This window comes from Paenibacillus sp. 4624 (genome assembly GCF_050435065.1).
Taxonomy (GTDB): Bacteria; Bacillota; Bacilli; order Paenibacillales; family Paenibacillaceae; genus Paenibacillus; species Paenibacillus amylolyticus_D.
Window position 1 is genome coordinate 1 of record NZ_JBNDJR010000004.1, and the last position, 22,669, is coordinate 22,669.

Below are 22,669 nucleotides of genomic sequence, written 5' to 3' on the forward strand. Positions count from 1 at the left end.
TTTGATCTCTTCCTTTATCTATTTTTGATCTTTCAATTCTTTCATCCCATCCATTCAAGGTTTTTAATCCATTGCAAGTCTGTTCCAATAACGTTATTGTGTTCACGACGTCCCACCACCTTAAGCCCGAAGGGCGGCCGCGATGCGATTAGGTGGTGCGGATGTGTCCGGCTGATCCAGCTTCCCCGAACTCTGAAATGCCTCTCTGAATCCTCTTCTTACTCCGGCCGGACCGAGGGCGAATGCCCGATGCGTGAACATGGTGTTAGCAGATGCCTCTGTCTTCTTCGAAAAACATACACTTCACTCTTCTCTACTCATATATCAATTCTTTACCAAAGTTCTAAATTTATTTGTTTCCTTAGCACTAGCTTCTACCTAAACCTCTGTCAGCTTCAATTTGAAGTTGCGTGGTTGTAGGTCCCATATATTCTTTTGCTGTTCTTAGAATATTTTTATCGTTACCTAATATCTCCAATACTGTTACTGAAAAAATGCTATTTATAAAGTAACCGTCATTGCAATTAGATATTTCTTCAAAATAATCAAATATACTTTCTATTAGCTGTGTGTTTTTATTTTCTTTTAATAGCAAAATTATTTCTGGCATGAAGATACCTTCGATTATGACAGTTACTAAGATCTCACCGTGTTCATCAATTGATTTCAAAAAATCATTTGTTGTTTCAGGCAAGAACATTAACATATCTCTTAGAAATTCATCTGTTTGTTTGTTGATGACTTCCAACTCCTCTATTCATGCAGCTTATATTTAGAAACTCAAGTTTTTCAATCATTGTTTTCACATCGCTCTTACAGAGGTTTCTGCTAACATCATATCTATGAACTTCGTATAAACCTCTCATTTGAACCTCATATGCGAACTACATCTAATATAACCCAATTTGTTCCATCCGCGAAGTGACAAATAGAGAAAAGCAGTCCCACAACTGCGTCGTTTGTTAGTACGAACTAACAAGCATATCTACAGTTACAATGGGACTGCTAAGGCTTATTTAGATCTTTACTGCCTCATACCTAAAATCTTACTCCCTACTCCTAAACCTTACTTGCCACCGACACTCCATACCACGCGCTCGCTCATGGCTTTGTGCTGGGCGATTAGGCAGAGCTCTGCTGCTTTAAACGCGTGTTCCTGTGTCATTCCGGTCTCAGTACGTTCGAGACAATCGCGGATGAGCTGACCGAAGAATGGATAACCGACCTTGCCTTTGACGTTGTATCTGAACTCACCCTCATGGTTGACCAGATATACCTGATCCCCTTCAGGCTCGCGTGCAATATCGATGTACTTGCGTAGCTCGATGTAACCGTCTGTGCCGAGAATCACGGTACGGCCATCGCCCCAGGTTCCAAGACCGTCCGGTGTGAACCAGTCTACGCGGAAGTAGCCGGATGCCCCGTTATCACCGATCAGGGAAGCTTCGCCGAAATCCTCTAGTTCGGGGTACTGTGGATGATTGAAATTGTTGACTCTGCTGAAAGCTACCTGTGCATCACTGCACGACGCAAAAGTCAAGAACTGTTCAATCTGGTGACTGCCAATGTCACAGAGAATGCCGCCGTATTGCTCATGGTTGAAGAACCAATCTGGTCGGCCGCCCGCGTTCAAGCGGTGTGGCCCTGTGCCCATGACCTGTACTACTTTGCCGATGGCTCCTTGTTCAATGAGCTGCCCCGCATAGATGGCACTTTCCACATGCAAGCGTTCACTGTAATACACCATGTATTTTTTGCCCGTACGCTTCACTTCTTCACGTGCCAAGTCTAGTTGTTCCATCGTGGTGAACGGGGCTTTATCCGTAAAATAATCTTTACCTGCCGCCATCACTCTCATGCCAAGTGGCGCACGATCTGATGTAATGGCTGCGCTCGCTACCAGTAGCACCTCTTCATCTGCAAGCACTTCAGCTTCCGATGCGGCAACCTGTGCCTGCGGGAACTGTTTGCGGAATGCCTCCACCTTGACCGGGTCCGGGTCATATACCCATTTGAGTGTAGCTCCAGCATCCAGCAAACCGCCAACCATACCATAGATATGTCCGTGATCTAATGCTACAGCTGCGATAGTGAACTCTCCCGGTTCACAGACAACTTCTTTTGTTACACTTTTGGGTGCATAGAACATTCCGTCTTTCGCCATGTTATCCCATCCTTTTCTTTATTGCATTTAATGTATTTTGATCAAGCCTTTTGATATCCCAAAACCCATCAATACGTTTGACTTTTCATTTACACAGAAACGGAGAGGACAGAAAAAATCTGGAAAAGCGAAGCGCTCGCCTGAAAGCTTTCTACAAGAAAGCTACATCGGAAGCATACACTGTTCACTGGAATTTCCCCTTGCTATTGGGAATCAAAAAAATCCGGGGATAACAGCGATTGAAAGATTATTCTGTCATCAGAGTGTTCCGTGTAAATCTCTAGTTGAACTTATTTACATCATTTAAAAGTCTGGCTCAGATCGGCAGGCTGACCGCCCGCATATGCTTTGTCTTTCTTCGTAGTTGAACTGGCAATCCGCTCCTGCAAGTGCTCGTAGAACAAGTCTTCATTGATCGGCAGATCGACCCAGTTATCTGTCCAAGTGGAGAGCAGCATCGCGTTGGATAACGTTAAGCCGTGAATGCCGTCCTGACCGGGAGCAATCAATGGTGCCCCGGTGCGAATCGCATCAACCCAGTTGCGGATTAACCCTGGATGACCTGTCTCAATGCCTGTAATCGGCACATCGCATTTCCAGCATTCCGGCTGTCCGAATCCGCCGGTAAAACGTTGATTGAACTCTGGCTCCGATTCGCGCAAGCGCCAGAAGGTGAGTTGTCCGTCTTCGATGACGATTTTACCGCGGTCGCCGCTAACCTCAAAGCGGTTTGTTCCTGGTGCTTCACCCGTGGTGGTTACAAACACGCCGGTCGCTCCGTTTTCATATTCCACATAGGCGGTCACGTCATCTTCCACTTCAATGTTCCGGTATTTGCCGAAGGAGCAGAAGGCACGCATACGCACAGGCATCATGCCAATCGTCCACTGCCACAAGTCCAACTGGTGCGGGTCTTGATTAATCAAAACGCCGCCGCCTTCGCCTGCCCATGTTGCACGCCAGCCGCCGGAATCATAGTAACTCTGGGAGCGATACCAGTTCGTAATGATCCAGTTGGTACGCCGCACCTCGCCAAGCTCACCTGAGGCAATCAAATCTCGCAGCTTGATGTACAGCGGGTTGGTGCGCTGATTGTACATGATGGAGAACACTTTACCGCTTTCCGCAGCAGCTTCGTTCATCTCCCGTACCTGTTTTGTATACACACCCGCCGGCTTTTCGATCATTACATGCAGGCCATGCCGGAATGCCTGAATCGCTTGTTCGGGATGATCATAGTGTGGCGTGGCAACAATGACGGCATCAATCGTTCCCGAAGACATCATCTGCTCCGCATCCTGCCAATACGTTACGGTAGACGGAAGGTTACTCGTTACCCAGCTCTCCATCTCTTTTCTCACATCACATACAGCTACCAATTCTGCACCCGGTACTTCTCCAGCCACCAATGTTCTGGCATGTGACGCCCCCATGTTTCCAATGCCAATAACCGCTACTCGAACGATACTCATGCTTGCTCCTCCTCGTTTACGCGACGCTCAATTTCTGCAAAAACGTCTGCAAAATGCTGCAACATCGCTCTGGATTCCAAAGTTCCGCTAAAATCTTCTATGCCATAATAACCGTCGTAGCCAACTGCTCTCAGATCACGTACCATCTGCACCCAGTCCACCATACCTTCCGTCAGCGGAGCCCAGTGGCATTGCCAAGATGTGCTTAGCGATTGTCCAGAGTCACTTCTCGCAGTCAACGCCTTCTGATCGGGTGTAATCCCGACTTCCTTCTTGTACCACCCTGCATTTTTCACGTGCACATGGGCGAGATACGGACCAAGCAGTTCAAGTCCCATTCGGTGGTTTTCATACCCTTCGTGCACCATGTTGCCCGGATCATAGAGTACTCCGACATGCTCAGGGTCAAGAGATTGTACAAGACGATAGGCTAGAGAAGCCGTTGGCGCAATCGTTTGATGATGCGTTTCAACGACGGCCTTGATGTTATACTGTTTCGCTATATCCTGAACTTCGTTTAGATAACGAACGCCCTTCCCGTACAATTCGGGATAAGCTGTACTCCGGTCATAACCCGGAACACCCACACGCATCATAGAAGCACCAAGTGTAGAAGCGGCCTGGAATGCTTGCTCGGTTGCAGTCATATCCCCACAATTCAGATACGGCACAAGGGCAATAGACTTTCTGTCATGAGCCTTGGCTGCTTCCCGAAAAACAGGAATTTGTTCCTGCCACCTGTCCGGATCGATGGAGCAGCGATTATTTCGCCAGTACGAAGGTTGTTCAGACACAGCATCCTCCGGTATGCCACGAAATCTCCACTCGATTCCAGCGATACCCGCTGCCGCCGCTGCGGAAGCCAGCTCATTAGCATCCAGATCAGGGACAGCAACGGTGAATATGGACAGTTTCATGTTCTTGAACCTCCCCTTTATGTAAACGCATTCATTTTATGTCGTAAACGCATTGTATCACTCTCTCGATCACTGCCATAGTGCCTAACGCAAACAGATGAATGACAGATAACAAACCGCGCATATTCCCCATTCAGAGATAACGTTTCAAGCCGTAACGATGCCTCAGAAAACAAAAAAAGCATCTCTAGATCAGAAATGAGTTCTGTTCAGAGACACTTTTTATATTGAATGATATTCTATTGTTGTCCAAGCAAACTTGTCCATACAAACACGATCTATTCCCGATCAAAAAAAACATGCTCTGCCTGCAATTTCCCATCTTCTGCCGTCATAATTCCGAACGAAAATCGCTTCTGAAATCGGCGGTCCGTAGGTGAACCCGGATTAAATACAAGTAAACCGTCTACGGTGTGCATCACCGGGATATGGGAATGCCCATAGACTACCGCATCCAGCTGCTCTCCAGCAAAGGTCTGAATGGCGTTCTGCTCTGTGCCGTTTGATCCACGATGACCATGCACAAGTCCAATCCGTAACCCTTCCGCTTCAACAATTCGGGAGAAACCAATCTTCTCTCCAATCTCGGATGGGTCCGTGTTACCAGCTACGCCTTCGACCGGAGCGTAATGGCTTAGCAATTCATACACACTCCAGTCTGACCAATCACCCGCATGGAGAATGAGGTCTGCACCAGTCAATGCGTCAACCAATGGTGCTGGTAACGTTTTTGCTTTTTTCGGTAGATGCGTGTCGGAGATAACAATGATTTTCATGTGACAACCGCCTTCCCTTAGTTCGACTTCTGATTCGTCTCTAATTGTGAAGCCTGAATCCGCTCGGTACTAGTCCGTTCCATATCTTCAAGCGTAATCGTCGCAAAAAACTGCTCCACTTTTGATTCAGCAATCTGATACAGATTGGTCAGCAGTCCATCCATTTGAAGGCCTACTTCACAATTGGGATTACAATTGCCATGGATCGGGAACAATGGTCCTTCATCCTTGGCTGCCTCATAAACCATGGCAAGTGTAATTTCACTCGCTGGCTTTGCCAAATAAAATCCTCTAGTGCCTGGTGAAGAATTGACTAATCCTGCCTTTTTCAGCCCTCCCAGAATACGTCTGACAACGACAGGATTGGTGTTTACGCTGCCCGCAATTTCAGCAGACGTGATTCGTTCAGGCGCGCTGAGAGACAGTAACAACAAACAATGCACACTGACCGAAAAATGAGTACTCATGATTAACCACCTTTTTTAATATAATCCCGGATGTTCAAGCCTTATTCCGTAAACAGATCCTTTTCGGGACGTGCTCTGACTTTGAGTTGTCGCACAGTATACTCCAGTTGCTTCACGATGTCATCCAGTTGTTTGCGATCAATCTTATTCGGGTCATCGACAGGTTTGACCGAATTTTTGAGGTCACGAATGGTCAATTGTTGCTCCTGCCATTTATCCATTAAGTCCGCAATATTCGCATAAAAGCGCTCGTAATCCTTAATCACCAGATCCAGGTATGCATCTACCTCGTCCGGGTCATAACCACGAAGTTTATAATTAAACTGCTTCTCATGAATTGATAAAGCATCCAGCTGTACACCCAGTTGTTTGAACAATTGTCTCTGTTTGTCCAATCTTCGTTTCATATGTTCATCCATCTTGACAACCCTCCATTATAGCCAAGCAACGGTTCCATTCATACGAAAAGAACACACGGCAATTTCTCTCTCTATTTTTTATAACACATAATGCATCGAATATAAAACGAAACAGCCCTCTCCCGTGCAAAATGATTGCTTCGCTTGCTTTTCGGGTAAGAAGTCACTACAACCCCTCAAGCGGGAAAGGAGCATGTCCTTATGAGTACATTAACACAAGAACAACGTAAAGAATTGCAGGAAGCCCTGCTGGAACAGCGTGAGGATCTGCAACGTCATTTTGAATCCAGTATGGAGGATGGCGCACCGGCAGAGTCGTTAAAAGATTCTACAGGCGAACTATCCTCTTACGATAATCACCCGGCAGATGCGGGAACAGAAACGTTTGAACGCAGTCGTGATCTCGCAATCGACGATACACTAACCGAAGAGTTTAATCAGGTCAATGAAGCCCTCGAACGTATGGATGAGGGTACATATGGAACCTGTGTTACATGCGGCAAAGAAATCCCTTTTGAACGGCTGCAAGCTATACCTTATACCGCTTATTGCATCGATGATACTCCAAACCGGAATATAAGCAATGACCGCCCTGTTGAGGAAGAGGTCATGACGATGCCACCGAGTGGTGCCGGGGAAGTGAGACAGCGTAATGCGGGCAAGTTTGACCATGCCGAAGCATGGGAAGCTGTTGAGGACTATGGTACATCCAATTCCCCCGCGATGGCCGCCAAACGAGATGTGAAGGATTACGACGAGAACATGTAAGTAACAAGAAAAGCATCTCAAGTCCAAGTTAATCAAGTGATTCAGACATCTCATGATTCAGCAGCCTCGACATTGGATCTGATGGAATCAAACCTGTCGCAATATGACAACAAAAAGCCGCCATTAGCGGCTTTTTTGCTGTAACTCCATGCTACCCCATTGCGCTGTCTTCCTAATCTCACTGAATTGACGTCATTACCGATGAAATGCGATTTGTCCTGTGTTCTAGACGAGGAAGAATACCCTGTTCATTTCGATTTCACTCAGCTATCCGTCTGTAGACTCCGAGGCTTTAGATTCTGAAGCCTTCCGTTTGGCAGCAGGTTTCAATTTGTTCGCTGTACTAGATGTTTTGGTTGTTATGTCAGATGTTGTAGACGCCTCTGAAGGTACCTTTGTAGGTGCCTTGGAAGCAGACTCTTTTTCTTTTTCTTTTTTCTGCCCAGCCGCCTTTTTCTTTTTTGTCCCGGAATCAGCTTGCGGTGCAGCTTGAACTTCTTTGGACAGCGCCGTGAACAGCTGAAAAACCTGATGGTCTGATTTCTGTTCATCCTTGGTTAAATACGGTTTGCACAGCTCCACAATCTTCTGATATAACTCCTCTACTTCATCCGCCGTAGCGTACAGCGTCATATCCGAGATAAAACGTTTCTCCTGACGATCATGCTCTGCATGATTCATAAAGCGCTGTCGGCTCTGTTCGAACATTTCGTTCAGCAACTTTAGCGTTTCGGAGCGAAAAACCTGCTTCAACGGTGAATTCTCATCCTCTTCATCCTTGTGACGAAGGTGGATTTCACCCGAGAAGGGTTCATAATATTTTGCGATAATGCCGTTGATTTCGCGAGTGGACACCATGCTTAGAAGACCGATTTTCTCCAGCTTTTTCACATGATAATGCACCTTCGCAGGCACCTCTCCCATCAGATCCGCAATTTCCTTCACGGTGGAAGGTCTGCCCTGGCGGTTAAACATATTCATAATCTGTATCCGATACGGATCAGAATAAATTTTAATCTCTTCAATTGTTGAGAGCACTTTATGTTGCTGCATATCCGAATCCTCATTTCCGGGGGACCTGCCTGCCCTTCGTTCCCTATATTATACCGTTCAGACAGGACTGTGGTCAAAAGGATGTATACTTACATCTCCCGCCGAAAACTTTTGCTGGTAAGCAGTAATAACGCAGACAAACCGAGCAGCACGCCAAATAGTATGAACAAGACCGGCATCGAAAACCAGTCAGCCAGAACACCGGACAGCAGGCTGCCTAGTGGTGAAACACTTAATACCAGCATGCTTTGTAGCGCAGATACTCTCCCGAGCATATGGGCAGGTGTCACTTCCATCAAATAAGATACGAGTGGCGTTGTAGCAAGCGGAATGCCTAAACCCATAAGCAGACAGAACACCCCTGCCGTTGGGAGCTGGTATGACGTCATATAAGCCGGAAGAGCAGTCATGGCGTACCCGAAACCAAGCATAACAATGCCGGTGATAACCAGTACACTTTTGCGATACCGAGTCCCCTGTTGCGACATCCACAGACCGCCAAGCACGATTCCCCCAACTAAAAGTCCACTAAGCAGACTTAATCCCCAAGCACCTGCTTGCAGTGTTTCCATCACGTAAGGTGTACGCAACACATTAAATGGCATCAGGCAGAAGTTAACCCAAGCAAATAATACGGATGAGACCAGTAACAAAGCATGTTTACGGAGAAAATGAAAAGCATCCGCCATCTCGGAGATCAGACTCCTGGCGCCAGATGACATGGCTCGTGGTGACATCCATTCAGGATAGTCCACCCGGCTCATCAAGATTGCGCTCAGTGCAAACAACGCGGCGTCAATCCAGATGGTCCACGCAATACCTACGGTTGCAATTAAAGCGCCTGCCGCAGCTAGCCCCGCCAGTTCAGCCAATCGAGTGGCCGAAGAGGTCATCGCGTTACCGGAAAGCAACATGGACTGAGGGAGTAATCTGGGAACACTGGACACCTCGGCAGGTGACGTGAAACATTCCAGCAAGGAGTTCAAGATCGTGAATAGGAATAAGTGCCAGACTTCAAGCTGACCCAGAGCGAATAAAAGTGCTGTAAGTCCAACCATTACTCCGCGTCCGGTATTCGTCATGACGATGACTTTTTTGGGGGATAACCGATCCACGAGTGCACCAGCGAACAGCCCAAACAGAATATTCGGTAAAAAGTTAACGGCTAGCAGTGTGCCCATCAGTACCTTCGAGCCGGTTAAAATGTACACCATCCAGCTATACGCAATCGAATCAATGGAATCTCCAAAGCGGGACACCATTTTACTCAATATGAATTGCATATATGGCCTGATTCGAATTAATTCTCCCAAGCCTTGTTTCCCCGCCACAGCACCCTCGTTCATCATTGTTCCACTCCTCAACGTTAAAATATTTTTCATGTTAATATTATTTTAACGAAGTTTATGCAAAAATCAATACAAACGTGAAAATATTTTTAACGTTGTTTCTTAATGATTTTTTTAACGGCAAATATTTATAAAAATATCAGGCCTGACTATCCATCCTGATTGCTCTAGCTTAACCACACAAAAAAGACTCTCATCGTCATCGATGGAGTCCTAATTCATCTCTAATTTTAAATTTTCAACCTAAGAGGTTGAGGTCTGGAGATCATTGCACTACAGCTTCAGCAGTTGTTTAAATCGGACTTCGATCCACAAGCACCCGCTGACGTTTGCGCGCAGACTCCAGACAGGCATCAATCACACGCATGTTCAAAATGGTGTTGTCCGGACCGAATGGCAACGCTTCTCCTTCAAGAGCTGCCATCGCAAACGTTTCCACCTGAAGCACATAGGAGTTGGATACCGAAACTCGTTCCTCCCTACTGACGGAATCCGTATGAATGATGATCTGAGGCGGAATATCACTATTCTCCCAGCCGAACACTTTAGGCAGCTCAATACGTCCTTCCGTTCCGAGAATCTCCATCTCAGCCCGTCCTGACGCCCACATACCGCAATCAAAGGTCAGTGCCACTGAGTTCGGAAACTCAATCAGCCCTGAAGCCATCATATCCACACCATCATGTTCCTCTGAAAATAAGGCATGAACCGTAACGGCTTCTGGCTCTTGTCCCAGATACATCCGTGCCGCAGAAATCGGATATACGCCGAGGTCAAAAATAGAACCGCCACCCATATGTTTTTTGAATCTCACATTGTCTTTGTCATCTGCGGTATTACATGTAAAATTACCATGAATCGCTCTGACCGTTCCAATCTCGCCACTCTCGATAATCTCCTGCACCCGTCTGTGCTTCGGATGATATCGATACATGATGGCTTCCGAGAATAACACCCTATGACGTTCACATGCCTCTATCATCTCTATGGATTCCTTTGCATTCAGAGCCGCTGGTTTTTCACAAAGCACATGTTTTCCCGCCTCGGCAGCTTTAATCGTCCACTCTCGATGTAAATGGTTTGGCAACGGGATATAAACGGCCTGGATATCCGGATCAGCAATAAGTTCCTCATAACTGCCATACGATCTGACAATGTCCATCTCTTCAGCCAGAGCTGCTGCCTTTTCCTTCGAGCGGCTGGCAATTGCCAGTACTTCACCGCGTTCAGACTGCTGAATTGCAGGAATAATTGCATTTTTGGCAATCGTTGAAGTACCCAGTACACCCCACTGCAGAGGTCTGTTCATGCTCATCTTCCTTTCATACCGTAATTATCCGCTTCTGCCTTGTGCAAAATGCCAAGACAACGATCCAGATCAGCTTTCACCTGTTTCTTGTATAACTCTGCTTTGGCCGCACCATCATCTGTGAAGTGATAAAGAACGATCTCCTGAAAATCAACTTTGGGATCGTTTCCCTTTAATTTTTTGGTTCGATAAAAGATACCCTGCTGCACCAGCTCATGTAATGCCCGATATACCTCACTTTGGGGAGGTACATATCCGTAATCTTTGAATTCCTGCTTCATCGCTTCCAACATCTCGTAACCATAACCCCTATGTTGCTCCACCATCGTGATAAGATAAACTTTGATAAATGCCCGCTGTGCAATCATAAAAGCCATGAGCTTTCCCTCCTGTCAGAACCTGTCTATCTCTCATTATAAAACATATGTTCTGATCCTGCCATCTTGATCCTGATTTCACTCTTGTAACGTGTTCTTATGGAGAGTAAGCAGGATAAAGAGATTAAATGTAGGAGGGCTAATGTAAGAAAGCACAGCTCTTATTATTATGAATTTTTCACATGATGAAACAATCACCTTTGGATCGAAGCAATCGTTTTATTGGCTTGAGTGTGCTTCGGTACAACGCCTACGATCCATTTTCCCCATTTAAAACGCGAGATCAGCCAGGTCAGCACACAAGATACGGTCAGTGCCACAATCCACGTTACAATCATGCGTATCGCGGGATTCCATCCCCACGCCACATACAACCATTCGTCTGGAATGTAACTGTAACGAAGCACCAGCATGTGCATCAAATATCCACCATAGGACATGCCGCCGATCCATCCCAGCCAGTAGAGAACGCGATGGTGATGAAGCTTACTAGCTAATTGATACATCACCATGATGGAGGCAATCAGGAACAGAATCATATCGGGCCTGATCAGGCTGACGGTATAAAATCGGATTTGAATTCCTTCGGGTGTCTGAAACTCCAGCATTAATAGATACATAAACCGTAGACCTAAGATCATAAACACCAGCCAGTAGACCCAGCGCAAACGTTCAATCCATTCTTTCCAGCGCTGTACCGAAAGTCCCGCCGCAGCGCCCAGTACAAAATAAAAAAAGAAATAGATGAAATTACGGTCTGCATAGGTTGTAAACGCATCTGTGAGAACGGGGATTTGCAGCCGCTCCATCCAGCCGGCAATGTTCCTTAATTGATCCGCCAAGATGAGAAATACGACACCCGAGATCAGTAAAGCGATCATTCTCCCCTTGGCTTGGTAACGGTGAACCACGTACCGGATTCCGCGCAAAAATAATGGGAAAAACACATAAAACTGAATGAGCATAATAATGTACCAGAAATGCGAAGCCGTTTTACCCGTCACCAGCTTCAGAGCGAGGTCAGGAATGTCCTGCCAGCCAAATGCTGCCCAGTTACGCGGGGCAAGTACAAAATAAATGAGTGACCAGACCACATAGGGCAAGATGACATCCATGACTCTTTTCCGCATAAACCGGCCGTAATGGAGCTTATCACCTGTGTTGTAGAACAGCACCATCCCGGTAATAAATATAAAAAGTGGCACAGCGAACTTCGCTAACATCAGTAACAAGGCCAGCACAACGCCATCCTGAAGTCCAACCTGAGGAACCAGCGAATAATGAGCAATCGAATGTTGCAGTACAACCGCTGCAAAGGCCAAGCCTCGTAGTGTTTCTATTTCAGTAATTCGTTCTTTGCGAGGCAAATCACTCAACCTACCTTTCTTGTTTATCCTTGCAAAATCAAAATAAAAAACGATGACCATCCATTGGAGGTATGTAAAACGAATGTCAGACAAATCATCCAGTATACCTGAATCCAAAACGGTTCAACAACATCTGGCGATTGCTTACCACCGTAAACGCACACAGATTAATGAGCAGACCTTCCAAGCTACTACCGGACTTATCACTTTTCTCAGTCTCCTGTTGCTTGTGATTGGCCTCGCGCTGGCGGTGCTTCTGTATGTATTGTTATTCCCTGTCTGACCATGTGAAAAACAATATTCGGATCTTATCATTACAAACCCAATGCAAACCTGAAACAGCCAACCCCCGTATGAGTACAAAAACCGGTCTCCTCAGCGGAGACCGGCTGCAGTCCTTGTTATCGTTCATAGGCATCATTCCTATTTCAAAGACTCGATTCAAATGAGCTAGCATGTGTTCTAGGGTGTTAATTTATCGTTTTTTTTACAAAAAGGTGTTGTTGCCGAAACGAGCGGCTTTGGTCTGCGCTTCCAGCCGACGTTCTTCCATATCGAGATCCGGACGGGCATCAGCAGTATTCACATCTTCACCATGCACAGGATCGATGTTGGAATGAGTCTGACGGTTAAGGTTAAACACATCGTATACCGCGCCGTCCCGATCCGATGAGTCAACGAGCAACAGAATTTTACCATGCTGCACATACTCCTCATATTGTCTCGCATCCTCTTCTGGAATTCCCAGTCCTACAAGTCCACCAACCAATCCGCCGGCTCCTGCACCTACAGCCGCACCTGTAAATGCTGCGGCAATAGGTCCTGCAGCCAGAATCGGGCCAATCCCGGGAATAGCCAATGCCCCAATGCCAGCAAGCAAACCTGCTACGCCTCCAAGTACACCACCTGTAGCCGCACCTGCTGCTACACCCTCCGGTGCTTTTGTACCTGTCTCTTCCCGAATAGCCTTCAGCTCATCTCTGTCCTGCGTCACGACAGATATTTCATCCGATGTAAATCCTTCGGCTTTCAAACTTTCAATCGCCTCAGATGCCTCACGCTCTGTATTAAACACACCTACGATTTTCTTCTTCATAGTGAATACCTCCTCATAAATTTGAGTGGTTCGCTATGTTATTACCCGTCATTCTTTCTTTCAAACGTTTCTGGGCCAATGATTATATGCATAAATACTAATTTAGGACAAAAGAACGAATGCCCGTGGGCAAAGAAAATGACGAGATCATCCAGAGAAAAAATTGGAAACAGCGATGCTGCGGAATGATCCTTCTCAGAATGAAATTTTGCGTCTGATGCATATGCTCCGTCTTGATTATCGGATCTCCGCCGACGAGAGAGGGCATACAAGACAAGGCGAGAATACAGCGTTCAGCAGGGTTATTCTGTCATCAGACTTAGGATAGACATTTTCAGTTTGACTAGTATTGATTATCAACAACCCGCTTATCAGGTTGTTCGCGGTTTCGCCCGGTTGGTTGCGATCGCTTCAAGCGGATTGTCAGGCCAGTAATGTTTCGGATATCGCCCTTTTAAATCTTTCTTAACCTCGAAATAGGTCTCACGCCAGAAATTGGCCAAATCTCTTGTGACCTGCACAGGACGTTGCGCTGGAGATAACAGATGCAACGTGACCGGCACGCGACCACCCCCGATGTGAGGGGTCTCTTGCTGTCCAAACATCTCTTGTAATCGAACAGCCAGGATTGGATCCTCCGGATTACTGTAATCCACGGGAATACGAGAACCACTTGGAACCTGGATATGAGTTGGAGCCTCTTCATCCAGCTGCTGCCGCTGCGTCCAGCTAAGTCCGCCCAAAAGTACATCATGCATGGACAATTTCTTCAGATCAGCGGCCGAGCGCATTCCTGCCAGATACGGTGCAAGCTGTTCCTCCAGCTCATCCGTTACATGATCTTCAATCAGATCAGGCCAGTCTGGCATGTGCAGATGCAGAAAACGCATGCGCTCCGCAAGTTGGCGCGATGTTTTACTCCAGGGCAGGATGTCCAATCCTTCCAGTCGTATCCCCGACAATAGTGCTTCCAGCACCTGATCTTCCGGTGGCTGTGCAATCGTGCTTTCTTTGATGATTATTGCTCCGATGCGCTGCCGCTTATGTGCCCGCACACTTCTGGTCGTGCGATCCCAAGCCACCAGCACCTCCTCGTGCAACAGATGCTGTGCTGCACGCAGCATCGCCTGCTCCTGCACCGGCGCAGCCAGCAGGATACGCGCATCTGCCCCCTGGTCGTCGGCCTCGGCTGCGACCAGATAGGCGGAACGGCTCAGCGACTCTGCCCCCGCGAGCCGCACCCCGCGGCCGCTGCTCAGCAGATAGCGGCCATCCTCGCGGCGCTGCCCGATCCGGTCCGGATACGCAAAGGACAGCAGCAGCCCGCAGCTGTCCTCATCCGGCCGCACCGGATCGGCCGCCGCGTTGCCGAGCGCCGAGCATAGCTGGCGGCTCTCCTGCAACATGCGCCGCACGGCAGCGCCGTCTGCGCCAGCCGCTGCCGTCGGCGCCCTCCCGCTGCTGCCTGCGGCCAGCAGCGCTTCTACGCGCGGGCGCAAGTCCGTGCCCGCGCCGCCAGCACTTGCGCTGCTGCTGCGGAGGCCTGCCGGCTCCTGCAGCAGCGCCGCCAGCGTGCTGGCGTAGCTGGCCAGCCCAAGCTCCGCCGCGCGGAGCAACATGCTGGCCAGCCGCGGATGAACGCCAAGTGTGTTCATCCGCCGCCCAAAGGGCGTGAGGCGGCCTGCGTTGTCCAGGCCGCCCAGCTGGCGCAGCAGCGCCTGTGCCTGAGCGTAAGCCGCATCAGGCGGGATGTCCAGCCAGCTCAGCTCAGCTGGGGACTGGACACCCCACGCGGCAAGCTCCAGCGCCAGCGGCGCAAGATCCGCGGAGGTGATCTCCGGGCGTGCTGCTTCAGGCAGCGCGCCATGAGCCTCCTCGCTCCATAGCCGGTAACACACCCCCGGGGCAATACGCCCCGCACGTCCGCGCCTCTGATCAGCGGACGCCTTGGAGACCGGCTGTGTGACAAGCCGGCTCATGCCCGTCCTTGGCGAGAAAGCCGACGCCCGGCTGAGTCCGGCATCCACGACCACTTTTACTCCCGGAAGAGTCAGACTCGACTCCGCAATGGAAGTTGACAGCACAACCTTGCGCCAGCCACCCGCCGCAGGCCGGATGGCTTCATCCTGCTTCTCGGCTGACATACTGCCATACAGGGTATGCACAAGAACCTGCGGAGGAAGAGATGCTTGCAACAGTTCCCTTTCCGTACGATGAATCTCTCTTGCCCCGGGAAGAAAAACCAAAACATCCCCCTGTTCTTCACTCAATGCCCGAATAATGGTACGAGCCGTCCAGCTCTCCAGTTCAACAGCGGCAGGCTTCGCGACATATTTCGTTTCCACTGGAAACGTGCGTCCTTTACAATGCACAACCTGTGTATTTTCGCCTAGCATACGACAAACCGGTTCCGGGTCAAGCGTTGCCGACATGACCAGCAGCTTCAGATCAGGCCGCAACATGGCCCGCGATTCCAGCGCCAAAGCCAGCCCCAAATCCGCGTGCAGGTGTCGTTCATGAAACTCGTCAAAAATGATCATCGCCGTATCTTCGAGTTCCTGATCCTGCTGCAGCATACGCGTTAATACGCCCTCAGTGACCACTTCGATTCGAGTAGCCGGGCTTACCCGGGTATCCATTCGTACGCGGTATCCGACCGTTTCTCCTGCTTTTTCACCCAGCGTTGCTGCCATTCTCGATGCGGCTGAACGAGCAGCGAGTCTCCGCGGCTCCAGCATAATGATTTTTTTGCCATCCAGCCAAGGCTGCTCAAGCATCGCTAGTGGCACAACCGTTGTCTTCCCGGCTCCCGGTTCAGCAATCAAAACACCTGTGTCCTGGTCACGGAACAACTGCTGTACCTCCGGAATAATCGCTTGTATTGGTAAATCAGTGTACATATCATCGCTCCTAATGCATATCTTACCGTTTCAATATCATTCTATAAGTTCAGTATTCGAATGTTAGCATTATAACAAAAAAAGCCGTCCCGAAGGAACGACTATCCGACATCCATGACTTTTGACGATATCACTTAAACTCATCCAGTCACCTAAGTACTCAGCTACGAGCTAGGGCGTGTCTTGAAACCTACTGAAGTGCATCTTTTCCCCCTTTTCGCCCCCTGCTACGTCACTTTTCCTTGCTTGGAACGAAAATCAGCAAAATCTGCTTTCTCCGCGTTTTCAGACACGCCCTAATCATTTGGGTATAACCCGTTACGGTCTAATTTGATTAAGCCCCTATCTCTTACCAGATCAACTTAGCAGAGACTCCGCACCATCGATCACAATCTCTGCTCCAGTAATATGTTTGGATGCCCCGGAAGCGAGGAAGCTAACCAGATCCGCAACGTGCTCGGGCTGTCCGGGTCCATCCGCGAGCGGCTGCTGTCCTTCCGGGAATTCCATCGGGATGATAATATCCTGAAGGTCATCTGTCTTGATTGTACTTTGATCAATATTGGTAGCAATCGCGCCTGGACAGATCACGTTGACTCTGATCTTGAACTTCGCCAGCTCCAAAGCCGCCATTTTGGCAAAAGCCACCTGTCCTGCTTTTGACGTACTATACGCCGACATGCCGAAGCTGGAGAAACGCTGATTCCCATTGATCGAGCTCGTAATAATAATGCTGCCGCCGCCGCGTTTTTTCAGATGTGGGAGTGCATATTTAACGGTGAAAAATGTGCCGTCCAGGTTCGTCGTAATAATCTGCTTCCAGTCCTGCACCTGAATTTCCTCGATTGGAGCCGATACCCCGTTAATGCCCGCATTGGCAAAAACGATATCCAGCCCTCCAAACAATTCCACCGTTTCCAGTACAGCTTTTTCAACCCGCGCCGGATCGGAAATATCCACATCGAATGCTCGTGCAGCCCCTTCATGGTTCGCATTAATCTCGGCTTCTGTCTTCGAAATGCGATCATTCACCAAATCGAACAACGCCACATGCGCCCCTTCATTCGCCAGCTTGAGTGCCGTGGCCTTGCCGATTCCCGAGCCAGCTCCTGTAATGATAGCCACCTTACCTTGAAAAGGTAATCTGTTACTGTGTTGTGTCATCGCCCACCCACTCCTTCGTTTTGGAAATTATGTAAGAAGATTCAATCCGATTTTTAATTCAATCAATTCTTCACAAGATTACCCAAAACGAGCAGCTTTTAAATCAACACCCGTAAACTTTTTCATTTTTCAGGCAACTACATGCACTGACGATCTGTACCAGCAACTCCCCGGCTCATCTCAAAAAACGATCCTCGTTACAGGTCGCGTTCACCACTCCAGTTCGATAAAAGCGGCATCATCCTCAAGTCCACCCGTATGGGCGGCATCCAGCAACACTTGAATATGCTCATCTGGGATATATGTACCAATGGCATCGAGATCATTCAGTCCGTCTGTATACAGTTGAAGGCGAAATGATTCACTTCCTGAACCTTTCATTTCGAAAACATGGGGTCTTCCCCCTATGGAGCCTTCTCGTGTAGACCAACGTTCACTCGTCTTGCAGTGCTTCTGGAATGGTTCCGACTGCTCCTGTCCATTACGCCAGAGCCGGATTCTGGAATCTCCTTGCCATGCCAGCCAAACTCGGCTCTTCCGTCTTCCAGACGTGAGTTCAATGCGTCCGCATACATACATGGCCTGACTTCCTTGGCTTCGTTTTTCCATCAACACCTCCCGCAACAGAAGCGGCGAGGTATCCAAAGGCTGTAATTGTTCAAGCTGTTCGGATGCAGAACCCGTTAACAGTTGGAGAAACTGTTCGACCCCTTCAGTGGTTAATGATGACGTCGTTTCCAGCCATTCCAGCAGTGCACTACCGAGAAAACGCGCAGCAAAATCACCCAGATAACTCATGCCAACTCCATCACACAATACAAAATGACAGACATTACCTTGCATGCGAATCGCAACAAAGTCTTGCCCTGCGTCACCCTGGTTCACGGTTTCTGCTGCACGTCCATATCCGTATCTGCATTTCAGCTTGCCCTGGTAGCGAGTTAACGGCTGTTCTCCAGTCTGAATGCTTACATAGCGAAAATTGTCATGTTGTTGCTTCACATGACCTCCTCGATCACTGGCAGACAATGTTGCCATACGCATTACTCGCATGATTCCCCTCCTATCTTACAGGTGTTGCAGCAGACATCTGGAATCCGATGGATACCAGTTCTGCACAAGTACCAGGCAACATCATGAGTGCGCCTGGTGCCAGCAAATAATCTGCCTCCACCAACATTTCGCGATAGCTTTCAGGCAGCACGGATGACATATTACGCAACTTCTCCCCATGTTCGTCCTGCAGGTTCGTCTCTGGAGAGATTCCTTTCCAGCGTCTAGGCTCTGCAATCGGAGCTTCGAGCAGGCGATCACTTATAAATATATTCTCAACCAAAACATTACCATCCGGCACACTCATACCCATAATGCGCTTGGCAATAGGCTCCGGGTCTTCTCCAGTCGCAACTCCATCGGTCATATGACATACGAGTGGAGCCGGACAGTCCTGCATGTTGGGTATTTCTGCTTGCAAAATTTTCTCTGCTTGCAAAAATGCTTTTGCGGAGTCTGAGAAACGTCTAGGTGTCAAATCAGGCAACGAACCTACCGCCGCAATCTCATCGATTCCTTTAATTCCGTTTAATACGTCATATACATCATCACTGTAGGCCAAAATAGCAATTCGGTAACGTGGCGTCAGCCGATTTCCTTTGGTTGAACGAAATACCATTTGGCGAATCGCCAAAGATAAAGCATCATAAACGATGTCAATCCGGCGACGATTGTCCAGAACCATATTCATGGAGGCGCTAATATCAATTAAATAAATAATAAGGGCAGGTGTACGCTGTGATGCTTGAATTGTGTAGTTCATCTAGAGTGTGTCACCTCTATTATTCAATATAAATTTATAAATCTGGCAGTGAGTACTTGGAATTACTCAAAAGTTTGTTGATTGCACTCATCCGTGCGGCCACTTTTCCTACACCCTTAAAATACGAAGCGTCCGTATTATATAGGTTTTTGAAATCGCGAGCATACGAGAGAGCGCTCTCCGTTTTTCTTCCTATTTGTGCATTGTATGCTTTGTTATAGCTTGCAATCAGTGTCACGACGTTTTGAGCCCGTCTTTTCTTAAGAGCTTCTTTCTGCGCCAACTCTTGCTTACGCTTGGCTTCAGCAGCAGCCTTCTCTTTTGCAATTCTGGCGTCATTTTCTTTTTTCCACGCGATATAAGCTTCATACTTCGCTTGCTGGTCATATTTTGCTTGCAGTGCTTTACGTGCAGCTTCCTTTTTCTGTTGCTCCTGCTTCGCCAGATAAGCTTCATATTTAGCTTGTTTTTCGTATTTAGCCTGTAAGGCTTTGCGTTCTTCCTCTTGTTTCTTCTTTTCCTTTTCCTTTTGCTTAGCCTCAGCAAGCTTTTTCTTCGCATCAGCTTCCTGCTTTGCCGCTTCTGCAGCTTTTTGCTTTTCTGCTTCTGCCTGTTTGAGCTTGGCGGCTTCGGCGGCTTCTGCCGCTTTTGCTTCGGCTAGACGAGCAGCTTCCTGCTGTTTAACCTCGGCCTGATCGGCAAGAATTTTAACTGTGGGTACGCCCCCAGCAAGCAGTACAATGAGCACTGCAGAGGAGATCATGAATTTTCTGGATCTGTAAAATGGAATCGCTACGGGCTCCGTGCTCTCCGCTTTCGAGTTGATTTTGGCATCCAGTTCCTTGATCGCAGCCTCTACTTCCAACTGCATCGCACTGTTATCCGGAATAAAGTGATACAGTGAACGATAAACCTCAAGCGCCGCCGCAGGTTTGTCTTCATCCTCCAGCGCTCTTGCTTGCAAAAACAGCCGGTTTACAACAGCCTCTTGGTCCGGAGATTGTTTTGAATTCGATGTGTTATCAGCTCCACCATCTTGCTTCACACTCGTTGATGTTTCAGCATCTTTTGGCGAAGCAACCACGTCCGTTTCTGAAGATCCTGTTACATCCTCTTGCGGCGCTTCCAGAGCAGCCAGAACGGCCTCAGCCTGCTGGGTGTCGACAGACGCAAGGGCAATGTACCATTCTCCAAACGTTGGACAACTGCTCAGATCATGACTTTCCCATGCCCGGATAAAGAGATCTGATAATTTGGAACCCCAGCGATTCTCAAGGGAACCACGCATCGCGAAATAACGCTCGCTCGTGGTCTGCATCTCGTGTTGATCAAAATAACTCTCTCCCCAAGCTTTCTCTACGATGGCGGGGTCAGACCAACATAACATCTCGGCGATAATCACAGCTCCGGCAAATCGATCTGCATAAGAACTCCACAAGCCGCTGTGTACCGTTCGGTGGGCCGCATAACCAGGCGAACCAGCAAGCAATGCATCTGGTCGATCCATCTTGGAGCCGTACATCTGCTCCACATCAACCAATTCAACTGCAGAAGTCAGGGCCGAGTTCTGCACTTCGGAAAAAAACGGAATCATTACATTGGGAGCCGACATATCACAATGTGCAAGTCCACGTTGCTCCATTGCAGAACCTGTGCCTGCAAGTGCTCTAGCCAGCTGCAGACTTTCCTCCGCTGTCAGTTGCTTTTGATCACTGATCACATCGAACCAGGTCAGACCCTGTACCCATGGCATCAGTACTGCATATAACAGATCGGGATGTTCTCCAATAAGCGCTCCGTTTCTTTCCGGAGTGAGCACTTCACGCTTGCATACCCGCAAGCCTGGCAGTTCACTATATGGCTCCATATGCTCGGACTGATAGACCATCGCCGGAATACGGAATTTTGGAAAAAACACTTTTAGTGCTTTGGCCCCATGAATGGTACCCGTGCGGGGAATCAATTGATAAACTATACCTTGCCTTCCCGCTTGGGCATAAGCAAGCCCCGGCGCAGCCGGATGCTGACCAATCGTATAGGCAATATCATTAATCACCACTTCATCGCCGGGATTCGGTTGAAAAGACATGCTCATCCCTCTCTCTGTTTTTTGTGTCATAGTTGCGGCAAAAACCGGGTGTAATCCACCCGGTTTTTGCCGTAATTGTGCAATCTTTAACTTGCTGCCCGCATATAGTCAGGACGATGCGAATTACCAAATCGTCTTGACCTATGTAAAAGCAGATTAACGAGATTGGTCTGCTGTGCGGAATTTAGTCGCGATTGCTGAAAGTTCAGCACTAATGCTATTCAACGTTTGAACGAAGGATTGCATTTGTTTGCTAGCTTCCTGGAACTCTTGGAAGAAACGTTGCTTCGTCATACCTTCCCATTGCCCTTCCATGCTTGTGATGGATTGAGTCAATGTTGATACGATTTGTTGACTTTGTTCTCCACTTTGTTTGAATTGGTTCGAAACCTGATCCAGTTGTTCTGGGGTAACTAAAATACGTCCTGCCATTGTTAAATTCCTCCTTGATGTGTGCAATTAAATTTGTTTGTTCAAATTGTACTATACAAGGATCATTCGGACAAAAGCCGAAGGACCTAATCCTATTTACCCCATTTTTAGCCTATGAAACTTCAACTAACAGACTATTTACAAATTATTTCACGTGCAGTTGTACTACATTTGTTAGACCGCTATGAAACTACAGGTTCAGTTCCTCTTCTTTCTCGAAAAGAGGGGTCTCTGAATCTCCATGCAACAGGCTCAGGCTGTGTAGCCTGAACAAGCGTGGCCGGAGAACCATCAGGTGGAGCACTATCCTGTATCCGATACACAGCCGCCATAGCGGAAAGCGGATCAGATACAACAGCTACATCAGCAGCATGCGCAGGCAAGATATCGCCACTGCGGCTACTCTGAAGAACATTCAGCATATTGACCGCATTGCCATAGGCCACATTGACATGACTCAGCACGGAACGATACTCCATGTCTGCTTGTTGGAATAACACTGCCTTGCGTCCAAGCTGTACACTTAAGTCCATCAAACGACGAAGGGCTTCCTCACCCAGCCGTTTACTACGATTCCATTCGCTCATCACCGCTGCACGGGACTCGATATCCCAATCCAGCGAATGTATCGCCTGATCCAACACTGTCATTTTTTGCTGTATTTGCTCCGCTGCATACTGAATCTGCCTGCTCAGTGCCCGAAGCACATCCGGTTCCACACGAATGCGCATTTA

24 protein-coding genes are annotated in these 22,669 nt (G+C 48.1%); 3 read left to right on the forward strand and 21 right to left on the reverse strand.

All coding sequences use genetic code 11. From position 1 onward, the window contains the following. Nucleotides 1–120: 120 nt before the first annotated feature. From ABIE27_RS10410 to ABIE27_RS10445, 8 genes are all read right to left on the reverse strand, one after another. Nucleotides 121–261 carry a hypothetical protein gene (locus ABIE27_RS10410; protein ID WP_161557068.1) on the reverse strand — a complete coding sequence of 47 codons (141 nt, stop codon included), beginning with the start codon at nucleotides 259–261 and terminating at the stop codon, nucleotides 121–123. Between the two features lie 106 nt (nucleotides 262–367). Beyond that, entirely contained in the window at nucleotides 368–748 is a 381-nt protein-coding gene (locus tag ABIE27_RS10415) for a DUF7674 family protein (RefSeq protein ID WP_240037248.1), read from the reverse strand. Nucleotides 749–1,066: 318 nt separating this feature from the next. Beyond that, nucleotides 1,067–2,164, reverse strand: coding sequence for a Gfo/Idh/MocA family protein (locus ABIE27_RS10420; protein ID WP_123067134.1), 1,098 nt, complete (start codon nucleotides 2,162–2,164; stop codon nucleotides 1,067–1,069). A 299-nt stretch (nucleotides 2,165–2,463) separates the two neighbouring features. After that, nucleotides 2,464–3,636 (reverse strand): Gfo/Idh/MocA family protein, encoded by a 1,173-nt coding sequence (locus ABIE27_RS10425; protein ID WP_123067133.1) that lies wholly within the window; start codon nucleotides 3,634–3,636, stop codon nucleotides 2,464–2,466. Next, nucleotides 3,633–4,553: a sugar phosphate isomerase/epimerase family protein gene (locus ABIE27_RS10430; RefSeq protein ID WP_123067132.1), complete on the reverse strand. Its 921-nt coding sequence runs from the start codon at nucleotides 4,551–4,553 to the stop codon at nucleotides 3,633–3,635. Before ABIE27_RS10430 ends, ABIE27_RS10425 begins: the two co-directional genes overlap by 4 nt. Nucleotides 4,554–4,831: 278 nt before the next feature. Continuing rightward, nucleotides 4,832–5,329: a metallophosphoesterase family protein gene (locus tag ABIE27_RS10435; protein ID WP_123067131.1), complete on the reverse strand. Its 498-nt coding sequence runs from the start codon at nucleotides 5,327–5,329 to the stop codon at nucleotides 4,832–4,834. A gap of 17 nt (nucleotides 5,330–5,346) precedes the next feature. Continuing rightward, the gene (locus ABIE27_RS10440) at nucleotides 5,347–5,796 is read right to left on the reverse strand and encodes an Rrf2 family transcriptional regulator (protein ID WP_123067130.1); all 450 of its coding nucleotides are present in this window, start codon (nucleotides 5,794–5,796) and stop codon (nucleotides 5,347–5,349) included. A 41-nt stretch (nucleotides 5,797–5,837) separates the two neighbouring features. Continuing rightward, complete coding sequence (locus tag ABIE27_RS10445; protein WP_123067129.1) at nucleotides 5,838–6,215, reverse strand: DivIVA domain-containing protein; 378 nt, start codon at nucleotides 6,213–6,215, stop codon at nucleotides 5,838–5,840. Nucleotides 6,216–6,416: 201 nt separating this feature from the next. On the opposite strand from ABIE27_RS10445, the gene ABIE27_RS10450 reads away from it, so the two are divergent. Further along, entirely contained in the window at nucleotides 6,417–6,983 is a 567-nt protein-coding gene (locus ABIE27_RS10450; RefSeq protein ID WP_429350511.1) for a TraR/DksA C4-type zinc finger protein, read from the forward strand. A 267-nt stretch (nucleotides 6,984–7,250) separates the two neighbouring features. On the opposite strand, the gene ABIE27_RS10455 is transcribed toward ABIE27_RS10450, so the two are convergent. From ABIE27_RS10455 to ABIE27_RS10475, 5 genes are all read right to left on the reverse strand, one after another. Continuing rightward, entirely contained in the window at nucleotides 7,251–8,036 is a 786-nt protein-coding gene (locus ABIE27_RS10455) for an ArsR/SmtB family transcription factor (protein ID WP_429350512.1), read from the reverse strand. A gap of 89 nt (nucleotides 8,037–8,125) precedes the next feature. Next, nucleotides 8,126–9,382 (reverse strand): MFS transporter, encoded by a 1,257-nt coding sequence (locus ABIE27_RS10460; protein ID WP_429350513.1) that lies wholly within the window; start codon nucleotides 9,380–9,382, stop codon nucleotides 8,126–8,128. A 295-nt stretch (nucleotides 9,383–9,677) separates the two neighbouring features. Next, nucleotides 9,678–10,694, reverse strand: coding sequence for a Gfo/Idh/MocA family protein (locus ABIE27_RS10465; RefSeq protein ID WP_123067125.1), 1,017 nt, complete (start codon nucleotides 10,692–10,694; stop codon nucleotides 9,678–9,680). A gap of 2 nt (nucleotides 10,695–10,696) precedes the next feature. Further along, nucleotides 10,697–11,071: a helix-turn-helix transcriptional regulator gene (locus ABIE27_RS10470; RefSeq protein WP_123067124.1), complete on the reverse strand. Its 375-nt coding sequence runs from the start codon at nucleotides 11,069–11,071 to the stop codon at nucleotides 10,697–10,699. A gap of 194 nt (nucleotides 11,072–11,265) precedes the next feature. Further along, nucleotides 11,266–12,498: an acyltransferase gene (locus ABIE27_RS10475; RefSeq protein WP_123067123.1), complete on the reverse strand. Its 1,233-nt coding sequence runs from the start codon at nucleotides 12,496–12,498 to the stop codon at nucleotides 11,266–11,268. 22 nt (nucleotides 12,499–12,520) lie between these two features. On the opposite strand from ABIE27_RS10475, the gene ABIE27_RS10480 reads away from it, so the two are divergent. After that, nucleotides 12,521–12,721 (forward strand): hypothetical protein, encoded by a 201-nt coding sequence (locus ABIE27_RS10480; protein WP_123067122.1) that lies wholly within the window; start codon nucleotides 12,521–12,523, stop codon nucleotides 12,719–12,721. A gap of 204 nt (nucleotides 12,722–12,925) precedes the next feature. Here ABIE27_RS10480 and ABIE27_RS10485 read toward each other — a convergent pair whose 3' ends face one another. Beyond that, a complete protein-coding gene (locus tag ABIE27_RS10485; protein ID WP_123067121.1) occupies nucleotides 12,926–13,534 on the reverse strand; it encodes a general stress protein in 609 nt (202 codons plus the stop codon). Nucleotides 13,535–13,697: 163 nt separating this feature from the next. On the opposite strand from ABIE27_RS10485, the gene ABIE27_RS10490 reads away from it, so the two are divergent. Continuing rightward, the gene (locus ABIE27_RS10490; RefSeq protein ID WP_161557065.1) at nucleotides 13,698–13,862 is read left to right on the forward strand and encodes a hypothetical protein; all 165 of its coding nucleotides are present in this window, start codon (nucleotides 13,698–13,700) and stop codon (nucleotides 13,860–13,862) included. A 43-nt stretch (nucleotides 13,863–13,905) separates the two neighbouring features. Here the strand turns inward: ABIE27_RS10490 and hrpB are convergent, their stop codons facing one another. From hrpB to ABIE27_RS10525, 7 genes are all read right to left on the reverse strand, one after another. Next, nucleotides 13,906–16,434, reverse strand: a complete 2,529-nt coding sequence (gene hrpB / locus ABIE27_RS10495; RefSeq protein ID WP_123067120.1) for an ATP-dependent helicase HrpB — start codon at nucleotides 16,432–16,434, stop codon at nucleotides 13,906–13,908. A gap of 357 nt (nucleotides 16,435–16,791) precedes the next feature. Then, complete coding sequence (locus ABIE27_RS10500; protein ID WP_123067119.1) at nucleotides 16,792–17,598, reverse strand: SDR family oxidoreductase; 807 nt, start codon at nucleotides 17,596–17,598, stop codon at nucleotides 16,792–16,794. Nucleotides 17,599–17,808: 210 nt separating this feature from the next. Continuing rightward, a complete protein-coding gene (locus ABIE27_RS10505; RefSeq protein ID WP_429350514.1) occupies nucleotides 17,809–18,651 on the reverse strand; it encodes a protein phosphatase 2C domain-containing protein in 843 nt (280 codons plus the stop codon). Nucleotides 18,652–18,661: 10 nt separating this feature from the next. Further along, on the reverse strand, nucleotides 18,662–19,414 hold the full coding sequence (locus ABIE27_RS10510; RefSeq protein ID WP_123067117.1) for a vWA domain-containing protein: 753 nt from the start codon (nucleotides 19,412–19,414) through the stop codon (nucleotides 18,662–18,664). A gap of 34 nt (nucleotides 19,415–19,448) precedes the next feature. After that, on the reverse strand, nucleotides 19,449–21,503 hold the full coding sequence (locus tag ABIE27_RS10515; RefSeq protein WP_429350515.1) for a hypothetical protein: 2,055 nt from the start codon (nucleotides 21,501–21,503) through the stop codon (nucleotides 19,449–19,451). 156 nt (nucleotides 21,504–21,659) lie between these two features. Beyond that, nucleotides 21,660–21,935 carry a WXG100 family type VII secretion target gene (locus tag ABIE27_RS10520; RefSeq protein ID WP_123067115.1) on the reverse strand — a complete coding sequence of 92 codons (276 nt, stop codon included), beginning with the start codon at nucleotides 21,933–21,935 and terminating at the stop codon, nucleotides 21,660–21,662. 182 nt (nucleotides 21,936–22,117) lie between these two features. After that, nucleotides 22,118–22,666 carry a WXG100 family type VII secretion target gene (locus ABIE27_RS10525; protein ID WP_123067114.1) on the reverse strand — a complete coding sequence of 183 codons (549 nt, stop codon included), beginning with the start codon at nucleotides 22,664–22,666 and terminating at the stop codon, nucleotides 22,118–22,120. Between the last annotated feature and the right edge of the window lie 3 nt (nucleotides 22,667–22,669).

Coding starts and splice junctions, on each gene's coding strand:
- ABIE27_RS10410 (WP_161557068.1), bottom strand. CDS start 261: ATGTTCACGCATCGGGCATTCGCCCTCGGTCCGGCCGGAGTAAGAAGA.
- ABIE27_RS10420 (WP_123067134.1), bottom strand. CDS start 2,164: ATGGCGAAAGACGGAATGTTCTATGCACCCAAAAGTGTAACAAAAGAA.
- ABIE27_RS10425 (WP_123067133.1), bottom strand. CDS start 3,636: ATGAGTATCGTTCGAGTAGCGGTTATTGGCATTGGAAACATGGGGGCG.
- ABIE27_RS10430 (WP_123067132.1), bottom strand. CDS start 4,553: ATGAAACTGTCCATATTCACCGTTGCTGTCCCTGATCTGGATGCTAAT.
- ABIE27_RS10435 (WP_123067131.1), bottom strand. CDS start 5,329: ATGAAAATCATTGTTATCTCCGACACGCATCTACCGAAAAAAGCAAAA.
- ABIE27_RS10440 (WP_123067130.1), bottom strand. CDS start 5,796: ATGAGTACTCATTTTTCGGTCAGTGTGCATTGTTTGTTGTTACTGTCT.
- ABIE27_RS10445 (WP_123067129.1), bottom strand. CDS start 6,215: ATGGATGAACATATGAAACGAAGATTGGACAAACAGAGACAATTGTTC.
- ABIE27_RS10450 (WP_429350511.1), top strand. CDS start 6,417: ATGAGTACATTAACACAAGAACAACGTAAAGAATTGCAGGAAGCCCTG.
- ABIE27_RS10455 (WP_429350512.1), bottom strand. CDS start 8,036: ATGCAGCAACATAAAGTGCTCTCAACAATTGAAGAGATTAAAATTTAT.
- ABIE27_RS10460 (WP_429350513.1), bottom strand. CDS start 9,382: ATGAACGAGGGTGCTGTGGCGGGGAAACAAGGCTTGGGAGAATTAATT.
- ABIE27_RS10465 (WP_123067125.1), bottom strand. CDS start 10,694: ATGAACAGACCTCTGCAGTGGGGTGTACTGGGTACTTCAACGATTGCC.
- ABIE27_RS10470 (WP_123067124.1), bottom strand. CDS start 11,071: ATGGCTTTTATGATTGCACAGCGGGCATTTATCAAAGTTTATCTTATC.
- ABIE27_RS10475 (WP_123067123.1), bottom strand. CDS start 12,498: ATGGTCATCGTTTTTTATTTTGATTTTGCAAGGATAAACAAGAAAGGT.
- ABIE27_RS10480 (WP_123067122.1), top strand. CDS start 12,521: ATGTCAGACAAATCATCCAGTATACCTGAATCCAAAACGGTTCAACAA.
- ABIE27_RS10485 (WP_123067121.1), bottom strand. CDS start 13,534: ATGAAGAAGAAAATCGTAGGTGTGTTTAATACAGAGCGTGAGGCATCT.
- hrpB (WP_123067120.1), bottom strand. CDS start 16,434: ATGTACACTGATTTACCAATACAAGCGATTATTCCGGAGGTACAGCAG.
- ABIE27_RS10500 (WP_123067119.1), bottom strand. CDS start 17,598: ATGACACAACACAGTAACAGATTACCTTTTCAAGGTAAGGTGGCTATC.
- ABIE27_RS10505 (WP_429350514.1), bottom strand. CDS start 18,651: ATGCGAGTAATGCGTATGGCAACATTGTCTGCCAGTGATCGAGGAGGT.
- ABIE27_RS10510 (WP_123067117.1), bottom strand. CDS start 19,414: ATGAACTACACAATTCAAGCATCACAGCGTACACCTGCCCTTATTATT.
- ABIE27_RS10515 (WP_429350515.1), bottom strand. CDS start 21,503: ATGTCTTTTCAACCGAATCCCGGCGATGAAGTGGTGATTAATGATATT.
- ABIE27_RS10520 (WP_123067115.1), bottom strand. CDS start 21,935: ATGGCAGGACGTATTTTAGTTACCCCAGAACAACTGGATCAGGTTTCG.
- ABIE27_RS10525 (WP_123067114.1), bottom strand. CDS start 22,666: ATGCGCATTCGTGTGGAACCGGATGTGCTTCGGGCACTGAGCAGGCAG.